The 12,254-nt window shown below is 27.1% G+C and carries 12 protein-coding genes and 2 tRNA genes; 9 read left to right on the forward strand and 5 right to left on the reverse strand.

The window, feature by feature from the left end; all coding sequences use genetic code 11:
• The first annotated feature begins 145 nt into the window (after positions 1 to 145).
• The 5 genes from BFL38_RS08775 to BFL38_RS08800 all read left to right on the forward strand — a co-directional run bounded on the left by BFL38_RS08775 (position 146) and on the right by BFL38_RS08800 (position 6,507).
• Entirely contained in the window at positions 146 to 670 is a 525-nt protein-coding gene (locus tag BFL38_RS08775) for a hypothetical protein (RefSeq protein WP_069726707.1), read from the forward strand.
• A gap of 99 nt (positions 671 to 769) precedes the next feature.
• Complete coding sequence (locus BFL38_RS08780; protein ID WP_069726708.1) at positions 770 to 1,354, forward strand: hypothetical protein; 585 nt, start codon at positions 770 to 772, stop codon at positions 1,352 to 1,354.
• Positions 1,355 to 1,399: 45 nt separating this feature from the next.
• On the forward strand, positions 1,400 to 3,346 hold the full coding sequence (locus BFL38_RS08785; RefSeq protein ID WP_069726709.1) for a TonB-dependent receptor plug domain-containing protein: 1,947 nt from the start codon (positions 1,400 to 1,402) through the stop codon (positions 3,344 to 3,346).
• Positions 3,347 to 3,513: 167 nt separating this feature from the next.
• Complete coding sequence (locus BFL38_RS08795; RefSeq protein ID WP_069726711.1) at positions 3,514 to 4,644, forward strand: 1-propanol dehydrogenase PduQ; 1,131 nt, start codon at positions 3,514 to 3,516, stop codon at positions 4,642 to 4,644.
• A gap of 102 nt (positions 4,645 to 4,746) precedes the next feature.
• Entirely contained in the window at positions 4,747 to 6,507 is a 1,761-nt protein-coding gene (locus BFL38_RS08800; protein ID WP_069726712.1) for a CASTOR/POLLUX-related putative ion channel, read from the forward strand.
• A gap of 2 nt (positions 6,508 to 6,509) precedes the next feature.
• Here the strand turns inward: BFL38_RS08800 and BFL38_RS08805 are convergent, their stop codons facing one another.
• The 3 genes from BFL38_RS08805 to BFL38_RS08815 all read right to left on the reverse strand — a co-directional run bounded on the left by BFL38_RS08805 (position 6,510) and on the right by BFL38_RS08815 (position 7,139).
• A complete protein-coding gene (locus tag BFL38_RS08805) occupies positions 6,510 to 6,860 on the reverse strand; it encodes an ankyrin repeat domain-containing protein (RefSeq protein WP_069726713.1) in 351 nt (116 codons plus the stop codon).
• Between the two features lie 100 nt (positions 6,861 to 6,960).
• A tRNA-Ala gene (locus BFL38_RS08810) sits at positions 6,961 to 7,034 on the reverse strand.
• Positions 7,035 to 7,065: 31 nt separating this feature from the next.
• Positions 7,066 to 7,139 (reverse strand) — tRNA-Ile (locus BFL38_RS08815).
• A gap of 133 nt (positions 7,140 to 7,272) precedes the next feature.
• Between BFL38_RS08815 and BFL38_RS08820 the strand changes: the two genes are divergently transcribed.
• Positions 7,273 to 8,580 carry an AI-2E family transporter gene (locus tag BFL38_RS08820; RefSeq protein ID WP_069726714.1) on the forward strand — a complete coding sequence of 436 codons (1,308 nt, stop codon included), beginning with the start codon at positions 7,273 to 7,275 and terminating at the stop codon, positions 8,578 to 8,580.
• On the forward strand, positions 8,581 to 9,117 hold the full coding sequence (locus tag BFL38_RS08825) for an SRPBCC family protein (protein ID WP_069726715.1): 537 nt from the start codon (positions 8,581 to 8,583) through the stop codon (positions 9,115 to 9,117).
• Here the strand turns inward: BFL38_RS08825 and BFL38_RS08830 are convergent, their stop codons facing one another.
• Positions 9,118 to 9,450 (reverse strand): winged helix-turn-helix transcriptional regulator, encoded by a 333-nt coding sequence (locus tag BFL38_RS08830; protein WP_069726716.1) that lies wholly within the window; start codon positions 9,448 to 9,450, stop codon positions 9,118 to 9,120. It abuts the gene before it with no gap.
• A 121-nt stretch (positions 9,451 to 9,571) separates the two neighbouring features.
• Here BFL38_RS08830 and BFL38_RS15175 point away from each other — a divergent pair, with 121 nt between their 5' ends.
• Both BFL38_RS15175 and BFL38_RS08835 read left to right on the forward strand, forming a co-directional pair.
• On the forward strand, positions 9,572 to 9,715 hold the full coding sequence (locus BFL38_RS15175) for a hypothetical protein (RefSeq protein ID WP_176720568.1): 144 nt from the start codon (positions 9,572 to 9,574) through the stop codon (positions 9,713 to 9,715).
• Between the two features lie 115 nt (positions 9,716 to 9,830).
• Positions 9,831 to 10,787, forward strand: a complete 957-nt coding sequence (locus BFL38_RS08835; protein WP_069726717.1) for a DUF2156 domain-containing protein — start codon at positions 9,831 to 9,833, stop codon at positions 10,785 to 10,787.
• A gap of 81 nt (positions 10,788 to 10,868) precedes the next feature.
• Here BFL38_RS08835 and BFL38_RS08840 read toward each other — a convergent pair whose 3' ends face one another.
• Complete coding sequence (locus BFL38_RS08840; RefSeq protein WP_069726718.1) at positions 10,869 to 12,245, reverse strand: sodium ion-translocating decarboxylase subunit beta; 1,377 nt, start codon at positions 12,243 to 12,245, stop codon at positions 10,869 to 10,871.
• Between the last annotated feature and the right edge of the window lie 9 nt (positions 12,246 to 12,254).

Here is a 12,254-nt window from a genome sequence, read left to right on the forward strand (position 1 = left end):
GAAAAAAATACAAAATTATTAATTAAAAATTATGAAATATACAAAGGAGCGGTTATACAAAGCCGTTCTTTATATTGTGAAATCATAAGAAATTCAGTGAAAGTTATATAGTAAAACTTTCATAATAAATTGAAGGAATTTTATTATGAAAAAACAAATTAAAATTTTATCAATATTAGCAATTATTATACTATCATCTGTTTCATGTTCAAATCCAAATAATCCAAACAATCAGAATAAAAATATTATTGCTGATACTACAAATTGGAAAGATAGAGCAAATTATAAACTATTACAGCAAGTATGGCAAGGTACATCATTAGTATTTAATTATATAAATAATGAAAATGATTATGCAGGTGCACTTAATTCATACTTTGAATATCCCAAAATTATGAATTATAATATTGTTGTAGAAGCAATAGGTTGGATATCTGATACTGAAGGCATTATTTATGGCAGGTATGGATATAATTTAGATTATAGTTTACTTAAAAAGTATTATGCAATAGCATTTAGAAATTTAACTGAAAATGGTGTGGAATTTTCTGAAGCTTCATTGTCTGATAAAAAATACACTGACACTTTAGAAGAAGCATTGAATACTTTTACAATAGCAAGCGGAGCATTTAAAACTTACAATAATTATACAGTATATAAACAACAATAAAATATATTTATTATATTTGACTCAAAAGATACTTTATGAAATTTTTATAAAGTATCTTTTGATTTATTTATAAAATTAATATGATAAAAGGAAATTATTATGCAAAATAGAATTAAAATTATAATAACAATATTCATAATATTAATAATTTCTATTTCATGCGGTCAAAAATCAGCAACAGATCCTAGACAGGAAGCAGCTGAAGAAACCGCTGATAAAGAAAGCGTATCAGGTGTTGAAATTTCTAATGGTTATAACGGTACTGTTTATTACGGCAATCAGTCTTTTACAGGAGAAATAACCCAGGCTAAAATTGAAGAACTATGGAAAAACATGGTTAAAAATAAAATTATATATGCTGCATCTACTTATACTACAATAACAGGCGAATTCAAAGAAGATGCTAACTATTATGAAGAAAAATGGGAAAATGGAACAACTGCCAGAACAGTTTTTAAAAGATGTATGATATGCAAATACAATGGTAAAAATTATATAGCCGGAGTATATTGGGATAATAAAACAGGTGTTGGAATGTTAATACGATACAGACTTATTATAATAGATGAAGAAGGTGTGGAACAGGCTTGGTATGGTGGCGGATCTGATGAAAATGTTATACCTAATGAAAACACTAGTGATTGGGTTAAATATTGGTGGCCTTTCGGTTATTTACAGCTTTAATAAAAATAAAAAATATATTATAATATTTAAACAAAATTTTTAATTATGAAAAAGTATATCATAGCATTATTTATATTTACAAATTTATTATATTCTCAAACTTACCTAATAAGAGAACTTAAAGGCGGTATTTGGGTTACTTCTCAAGTAGAGATAACGAATGCATCTCAAACTAATCAGACAAATCAGCCTTCAGCTCCCAAAGTTCCAATAAAAGCAAATAATAGAGTAATAACTTCTGAAGAAATAGATAGAATGGGATATAAAAATGCTCAGGAAGTTTTAGCTAATCAGCCGGGATTTGTTAATAAAGGTACATATATGGGAAATGAAGTTGTTGACCCGGCAGGAGCCAATGGAGACAATATAAAAATATATGTTAATGGCGTACTTATGAATACTGCTAAAGGAAATGCTGATGCCGGTGTTGATTTAAGAAGAATACCTTCAAATTTGATAGAATCTATTGAAATAATAGGAAACTCCATATATATTACAACTAAAAGTCCTGTTCAGGATATACTTTTGATATCATTAGGTTATGGTTCTTATAATACTGTGAGACCGTCCATACTATTTTCCAGAAATATTGATGAACATCAGGTATTTACTTTCACAGCAGATTCATACTACAGCGATGCTAATTACTATTATGATTTTATTAACTCTTCAGGAGACAGAATACAAGGAAACTTCAAAGATAATAGGCAGTTTATAGTAAACTCATCAGCCAACTATAAATATACATTCGATAATAAAGATTATATAAATGTATTTGCTAATATATCATATTCTAGTTCTGCAGCACAATACGAAATTCCGCCTATAAATAAAACAGATTCTTGGTTTACTTTTACTACTCTTACATCTTCAGTATCATATAATGGATTTTCTGATATTTTAGATTATACTGTTACTTTATCATATTTATTTGATTCATTTGTAGACAGACCTTATTATCAGAATGGTAAATTTATATCAGATTATAAATCGCATGCTATAGCTTTAAATACTTCTTTATCAAGAATGGATGAATTTATACCAAATACTATTACAATGTATAATAAACTAACACCTGAATATAGATATGATATTTTAACAGAAGATACAAATTCCATAGAAACTAATTTCTATTATTATCCCCAAAGACATTCTCTTTCATTAAAATATGAAATGCAGTTATCTTTCGGATATTGGGATAATGCAACACCAATATTTACATTACTTCCAAGTATAAAATATGAATATCAAAATGAAGTATTCACAAATCAAGAAAATAAAAATTATTTAGCATATAATGTTGGATTTAATTTAAATTTTTATAAAGGCTACGGATTATATTTTGGTTATATGAGTGATTATACAGCACCCACATTTAATGATTTATATTACGGAACTTTTAGTAATCCTCAGCTGCTGCCTGAAAGCTATAATCAATTACTCACAAAATTAACATTAGAACCCGTTACCAATTTGAAAATAGAAGCATCTTATGCATATACAACATATACAAATAAAATAATTTGGTATGGTAATACCCCTATAAATGTTGATACAGCAACTTCTCATATAGTTACACCAAGCATAAGTTATGATATACCATTTGCAGGGTATCATAAGATAAAAACAAAATTAGGTTATTCTTATCAGCTTGCCTATATGGGTAAAGATAAAATGCCTAAAATAGGCTTGCCCGAACATGTTATAAGTGCCCTATTAGGCTATGACTTTATACCAAAAAATAAAGTATTAAGCTCATTATCATTGAATATTTACTATACCTACTCTGTTCCAAGACCTTTAACAGATTATAGACCTATAAGATATTCTGAAGCATTTCATGATTTTAATATATCGTTCTATTCTATATGGTTTGAGCACTTAATATTTTTTATGCATTTTAAAAATATTTTTAATAAAACTCCCATACTTTCTACATATTCTGTTGCTAAACCTTTTACTTGGGAATTTGAAATTGGATACAATTTTTAAATATTTATCATTTTTTTATTTAATATTAAAATATTTTCAAAAATATGAAACAAATTTATTTTTTTATAATATTCTATTGACTTTTATAGATATGGTTATATACTTAATAAATATTAGTAAAAATTCAATAAATATTCTTTCTATACATTATATAGTAGGAGTTATTAATGGAATTCATATTAAATACCAAAATAATATCTGGGCATAATGCTCTATTAGAATTGGATCTTTCAAAATCTAAAAGAGTTTCTATTTTTACGGATAATAATATGCTCAAAATCGGTGCCTGCGATACAACAATAGAATTAATAAAAAAAAATAATATTGATTATGAAATTTTTTCAGATATAGAACCGGATCCTAGTTTTGAAATAGTTATAAAATGTTTAAGTAAGATTTTAACATTTGAGTCTGATACCATAATAGCTATAGGCGGAGGATCTGTAATAGATACTGCTAAATCAGTAATATATTTTGCTTTAGAAATAAATAAAAGAATGTCAAGCGGTTTGAAAAAGCCTTTTTTCATAGCTGTTCCTACTACAAGCGGTACAGGTTCTGAAGTTACTTCTTATGCAGTAATAACTGATAATAAAACACATACTAAAGTACCTCTAGTTTCAAATGAAATGTTTCCTGATATAGCATTATTAGATTCTCAATTTACTTTAACTGTTCCTCCTAGAATAACAGCTGAAACCGGAATGGATGTTATGACTCATGCTTTTGAATCTTATGTATCTATCAATTCAAGTGCATTTACTATGCCTTATAGTGAGTATGCTATAATAGGAGTTTTTAATAATATTTCAAAAGCTGTTCATAATGGAAAGGATGCTAATGCTAGAATAGCTATGCATGAATTATCATGTACTGCCGGCATAGCTTTTAATAATGCTGGTTTAGGTTTAATACATGCTATGGCACATGCACTTGGAGGAAGATTCAGTCAGCCTCATGGAAGAGCGAATGCAATATTAATGCCTTATGTCATAGAATATAATGCTGAGCATTGCAGTAAATCTGCTTCTAAATATGCTAAGATTATAAGACTTTTAAATGTTAAAAATATAGATGATGATATTACTGCAAGTAAAATATTAAAATCCCTAATTTTAGAATTAAATAAAGCAATAGGAATAAATCAGAAAATAACTGACTATGGTGTTGATAAAACAGAATTTGAAAATGCAATAGATGAAATGGCTTCACATGCCGTTAAAGATGTATGTATATTAACTAATCCTGTTAAGCCTAGTTTGGAAGACATCAAAAATCTATATAGAAATCTTATTTAAATATAAATAAAAAATATTATTTATTTTAATAAAAAATATTTTGCAATTTTAATTTACTTTAGTATAATCTTTTATATATATAAAAAAGATTATGAGTTTTTTATGATAAAAGATATATCTAATTATATAAAATATAGAATTGATAGAATGCTTAATAAAGGTCTTTTCTATCAATTAATGCTTTTAGTATTCGCAATAATAATTCTTCTTTTAATAGTGTCTATATTTATAATAGTATTTTTTCAGTATCCGCCTAAAGATGCATTTTGGGATAGTTTAATGCAGTTCATAGATACAGGAAATATATCATCGGTAGAAGGCAGCACAGGTATTGTATTAACTTTTCTTATGGTAACTTTTATTGGTGTATGCGGCTGGGGTTCTCTTATAGCAATGATTAATAAGGCTCTTCAGGATAGAATTAATAATTTAAGTAAAGGCAACGCTTTTATTATGGAAAAAAATCATTCTATTATATTAGGATATGGCGAAGAGGCTTTGACTATAGTAGAAGAGTTTATTATGGCTAAAGTAAAAACTATAATTATACTCTCAGAACATAATGTTGATATAATAAGAAAAAGAATATCCTTTATAAAAGGAAGTAAGAAAACTAATATAATAATAAGAGAAGGATCCGCTAGCAGAATAGAAAATATTAAACTTCTTAATATAGCAAAATCTTCAAGCATATCAATAATAAACAATGATGATACAGAGTCATTAAATATACTTCTAGCTTTAAAAAAGATAGTGGAAGAAGAAGAACTTGATAAAAAAATCAATATATGCGTATTAGTTCATGAAGAAGATACTATTGAAATAATAAAATCTATTGAAGAAAAAAACTTTGTTATACATGTAATTTACAAATATGAGATATTATACAAACTTATAGCTCAAAGCATTATTTATACAGGACTTAGTAATGTTTATGAAGATTTATTTTCAAATGACGGCAATGTATTTTATATAGAAACAGATCATGACTGTAATGACTGCAAATTTGAAGATGCCGCGTTAAAATATCTTGAAAGAGGTATGATACTTTTAGGTATAACAAAAGAAGATAGAAGTCAGTTATTAATACCTAATTATGATTATATATTAAAAAAAGAAAACAGACTTGTAATACTTTCAAGAAATAATAATGATGATAATATAAAAGAATATCCTGATATAAAACCAAGCATAATAAAATACAAAAATAATATTTTATTAATATGCGAAGAGAACAGATATGATGAAATAATAAAAGAGATTTCTGAATATATGGAAAATCATAATACAAGTATGATTAGTTACAATTCAATAAAATCTCAAAAAAATAAATATAAGTTTATGCGTGAAAAACTAAAAGAAGAAAATACTACAAAAATAGTTTTAATATCAGAAGATAATCTTACTGATGTAAAAAGCATTAATATACTTTTAATCATAAGACAGATTATAAGAAAAGAGAATCTAAATATAGCAATACTTTCTTTATTAAACTCAATACAAAAAAGGAATTTAATATATTCTGATGATGTAAGAGATTTTATAGTAAGCGGTAAATTAATAGGCATGCTTATGGCACAGGCTTCTATAAGTTCAAATATACTGTACATTTTCTATGGGCTTTTAAGTAAAAATGGAAAAGATATAATAATGTCGCCCTACTCCGATTATTTTAATGAATCAAAAAGTTTTAAAGATGTTTATTTATATTTACTTAGAAAAAAAATTATTATCATCGGAGTGAAAAGATACAATGATGTTATTATAAATCCGAATAATGACTGCATGTTAGATAATAAAGATGAAATAATCATTATTACAAACTATGTACTTGAAGAAGAAAATGAAGAGCTAATTTTTTAAAACTAAATATTTTGCTCAATTAACTTAATTATATCAGTATAATTTTTTTGCTTGGCATAGAATAAAGCATCATTACCATGTTTATTAACTATGGATTTATCAGCATTTGCTTTAATTAATAATTCTACAACTTTAATATGTCCTTCCATACATGCCAATATAAGAGCAGTATTGCCTACATCATCTTGTACATTAATATTAATATTTTTAGCAATAATTTTTTCTATAACATCTTCATCACCAAATATTGCTGCATCCAAAAAAGTTTCTTCATCTTGACTAAGAGGATAAAGCCTATTAAAAGAGATAAAAGATATAGATATAATTATTAATATAAGTATAGTTTTTTTCATAATGAATATCCTCCTATTCTATTATTGGAGAAAAATTATTTATCGTTAAAAAATAAAAACTATTCTCAAATAATTATTTAAGAATAGTTTTATTAAGATGTGGAGGTTATGGGGATCGAACCCACGACCTACTGCGTGCAAGGCAGTCGCTCTCCCAAACTGAGCTAAACCCCCGAATAATATATTATTAAAGAACCTGAGCGTGTGGGCCTGGGAGGAATTGAACCACCGACCTTTCGATTATCAGTCGAACGCTCTAGCCATCTGAGCTACAGGCCCTTAAAATTATTCATCAACGATATGTATTGCATTATAGCATATTTAAAAAAAATAGCAAGCATTTTTTTTAAATTTTTATAAAACTTTATAAAATATGTTGTAAAAAAACTATTTAATATTATAATATAAGAATATGATTGGTAAAAATAATTTTTATTCTAAAGATAATAATTCTTTAATACATAATAAAATTTTGATTATTGGGGGAGAAATACTATTAATTGCAATAGTATTCTCAGCATTTTTTTATTTTTGTTATTTGATTAGGGAAATAATAAACCCTATTATATTATTTCTTATACTTATAGCAGCATTAATACCTTTTTGGAAATATATATGGGCAAAAACTTCAATAGTATTAATATTAGCACTATTTACATTATGGGTAATTAAAGAGGCTGGATATTTAGTAGCTCCATTTATTTGGGGTATATTCATTGCGTATATGTTTGATCCTTTAATAACAAAAATGCAAAAAAAAATTCCTAGAATAGTAGGCGTATTATTAATATACATACCATTGCTCATATTAGCTATAATATTTTTTATATTCATACTTCCTAGAACCATAGAACAGATTGAAGTGATATTAAAAACATTACCGCAGTATGTAGATAAAATATACAACTCTATATCAGATATGCTTATAACATTATCTGGAAAATTAAATAGGACTATAGGAAAAAGTTTTGATATAAATTTAGAAATAGATTCACAAGCTATAAATGACTTTTTATTCGGAAATAGCGGCGTAATAACTTTAATGTATAAAAAAATTATAGATTTTAGATTCCAGAATATAAACAGCATAACCAAAATATTCAGTATAATATTTTCATACTTTGTAATACTTCCATTTGTAACTTTTTATCTAATGCTGGATTTCCAAAATATCAAGGGAAAAATGATAAAACTAATTCCTATGAGATGGCAAAATTCTGTAAGTGATATAATAAAAAATTCAAATTATATAATAAATGGATATGTAGTTGGAATGACTATATTAGCTGTATCATTTTTCATAATAACTTATATACTTCTCTCAGTAACAAATACCAAATATGCCTTTATATTAGCTTTACTTAGAGGAATTCTAAATTATATACCATTTATAGGACCATTTGCCGCATTTATCTCAGCCCTATTTATAGGAATAATTACAGAAGAAATATGGTGGTATGGTGCTTTAAAAATGTGTATAATATACGGAATTATACAAGTAATAGATTCAGGAATAATGGCGCCTAAAATATTAGGAAAATCAGTAAAGATACACCCAATAGCTGTAATGTTCAGCACAATTATAGGAGGAGTTCTTTTTGGTTTATTAGGAGTATTATTTGCCGTTCCATTTTGCGGAATCATACTTATAATAATAAAAAACTTTTTTAATAAATACTATAACTCAAAATTTTATACTTTAACTAAAAGAGGCGAATAAATGTTAGTTTACTTAATACCAATATTTATAATACTTCCATTAATATTAATGGCACTAATGATATTTCTTCCAACATTAATCGGAAAGAATATCCCCCCTTCTTTCTCAAAAGAAAAAACTCAAGTATTTAATATTAAAAGAGAGGAACTATATAATTTGCTTATAAACTATGAAAACTACCCTGCTTGGTTAAAATATATATCTATAGTTCGTGTAGAAAAACTAGATAATGATAAATTAAAAATAATGCAGACTTATTCAAATAGAAGAACATATCAGGAGTTAATAGAAGTAAGAAGAATAGAAAACAGCGAAATATCAATCGTTAAAATGGAAAATGAATTTACAGCTCTATGGACATATATATTAGAAGATGCTGAAAATGGCAGAACAAGACTAACAATAAAAGAGACAATGTATGTATATCATCCATATTTAAGATTTATGCTGAAATATGTACTTATAGATGAAAATGGTAAAAATGATTTCTTTAGAAGAGTAAGAAGTTTTATTAATAAAAGAAATAGGAATAATTAATTATTTTCTGTTTTTTTCTCCCCAAACACATATAGCATCTAGTATTGGTATTAAGGATTTTCCTCTTTTTGACAGACTATACTCTACTTTAGGCGGTATTTGAGGATATTCCTTTCTAGTTACTAAATCATCTTTTTCTAATTCTTTTAAAGTTAAACTCAGTGTTTTATGCGATATTGCTGATATTATTCTTTTTAATTCATTATATCTTACAACTTTTAATTCTGACAATATATATAATATTATCATCTTATACTTACCAGATATTAATGACATAGTATAGGAAAAACCCGTATCTTCCATATATTTTTCTTTTAAGCTATCTTTTTTCATAAAATTATCCTTTTACTTTACTTATAGTTAGTATATAACATTTTTGTTAGTACTTGATTATACTAATATATGATACTATAATAATAATATCAATAATTATTTATAGTAAAAGGAGTCAAAAATGAAAAGAATACTAATATTAAGAGCAAATGTCAATACTAAAGCATTAATAGAAGAGTTTACTAAATACTCTAAAGAAAATGACATAATATTATTATCTAGGCTGCAAAGATTTAGAATATTTAATAGCAGGAGGAATATTTAATATAGGCGATATTAAAGGAAGAATTAAACAAAACTTTTGAAATTGGACAGCATTTACATTAATCCATTTTGATATATAATATACAGTCAATAAAATTAAAAAAAGGATAAAATATATGCTTAATTTTGAGCCTATTAGTTTAGATAAACAAGAACTATATCATAAATATTTTTATATAACACCAGAGCAGTCAGCAGATTATACATTTATGAATCTACTAGGACTTAAAGATATATACATGCTTGAGTGGGCATTTACAGAAAAATTAGTTTGGATAAGACAGAAATCACCTTACATTACTTATTGGGCACCCGTTGGAGATTGGTTTAATACTGATTTTTGCAATGATATGGGACCTTGTGAAATATCAGGAGAAGCCGTTATAAGAATACCTAAAGAACTTGCTTTATTCTGGGAGAAAACTACTAAAATAAAAATAAGAGAAAGCAGAGATGAATGGGAATATCTATACGATTTTAATGATTTAGTTACTCTTCCCGGAAAAAAATTTCATAATAAAAAAAATCTGTATAATCAATTTATAAAAAATGATTTTGAGTACAAGCCTATAGATAAAACTATTGTAAAAGATATACTTGATTTTGAAGCCAAATGGGAAGAAGAAGAAAAGAAAAATAATGATGCATCTCAAAATAATTCTGAAGAATGCGAAGCCTTTGACAGTAATAAATTATTATCTCATGAAGTAAGAGCAGAAGCTGATACAATAATGATAAGAACTTTACTTGATAATTGGGACATTATAAATAATATAGCAGGCGGTGCAATATACATTGATAAAAAAGTAGTAGCATATACAATAGCTGATTTGAGTATGAGAGATACAATAGTAGTTCATTCTGAAAGAGGTGATAGAAATTATAAAGGTACTTATCAGGCTATAAACAGAATGTTTTTAGAAAATTTAAAAAATTATGTAAGTGATTATGAGAGATTTAAATTTGTTAATAGAGAGCAGGATGTAGGAGATTTGGGACTTAGAAAAGCAAAATTGTCATATAATCCTGTAGGTTATGTAGAGAAATATAAAGGTTTTTGTGCAGAGTTTTAATATAAATTAAATTGTATTTTAATTAAAAAATAAAAAAGGAAGCCCAAAGAATTGAGCTTCCTTTTTTATTTGTATAACTTATTAACCTAATATAGCCAAAAGCACTCCAGCAGCAACTGCAGAACCAATTACACCGGAAACATTTGGTCCCATAGCATGCATAAGTAAGAAGTTATGAGGATTTGATTCCTGTCCAACTTTATTAGCAACTCTTGCAGCCATAGGAACAGCAGATACTCCGGCAGCACCAATAAGCGGATTAATTTTATCTTTACTAACTAAATTCATTAATTTAGCAAGAAGTACACCGCCTGCAGTGCCCATAGAAAACGCTATTAAACCTAAAACTAATATACCAAGTGTTTCAAAGCGAAGGAATTTATCAGCAGCTAATTTACTTCCAACTGATAAACCTAACATAATTGTAACAATATTTATTAACTCATTTTGTGCAGTTTTAGAAAGTCTTTCAGTAACACCAGATTCTTTTATTAAGTTTCCAAACATCAAAGCACCGATAAGAGGAGCAGCATCAGGTAAAAGTAAAGCAACCAAAATAATAACAGTAAGAGGGAATATTATTTTTTCTCTTTTGCTTACAGGACGAAGCTGTTTCATCTCAATTTTTCTTTCATTTTCAGTAGTAAGCCATTTCATAATAGGAGGCTGAATAATAGGAACTAAAGCCATATATGAATAAGCAGCAACAGCTATAGCACCTAATAGATGAGGTGCAAGTCTTGAAGCTGTAAATATAGCAGTAGGACCGTCAGCACCTCCAATAATACCTATAGAAGCAGCATCTTTCAAAGAGAAAGAAATTACAGGTACATAGGCAGATATTATCATAGCACCTAATAAAGTACCGAATATACCTATTTGAGCAGCAGCCCCTAATAATGCAGTTTTAGGATTAGCAATAAGAGGTCCGAAATCTGTCATAGCACCAACACCTATAAATATGAACAATGGGAATAATCCAGATTCAATACCAAAAGTGTATATCTGACCTAAGAATCCGCCGCTGCTTAAAGTTACTGGTATACCATTCATAACTTCAACTATAGGGAGAGCCGCTATATTAGCAATAGGGATATTAGCCAAAATACCACCCATACCTATAGGAATAAGAAGTAATGGTTCAAATCCTTTAGCTATAGCAAGATAAACTAAAAGCAAACCTACACAAATCATTATAGCATTCTGCCATAAAGGTACAGATTTTACTTTAATATCATTCAATTTAGTTTGATATTTTTCCTGCTTACTGTTTTCAGCTTTAGCCTGAGCTTCTGCTATTTCCTGTTCGCTTCTAGGAAAAAGTCCGCCGAAAGCAGTATTTCTAGCCAAAGAAATAAGCGAATCTTTTATATTAAGAGGTTTCTGAGCACTTTCTTGAGGCATAACCACAGATGCTGTCATAAAGATAAGTGCAAATACTAAAAATATTTTTTTCATTATTTTTAT

The sequence above is a fragment of the Brachyspira hampsonii genome (assembly GCF_001746205.1).
In the GTDB taxonomy this organism is placed as follows: Bacteria; Spirochaetota; Brachyspiria; order Brachyspirales; family Brachyspiraceae; genus Brachyspira; species Brachyspira hampsonii_B.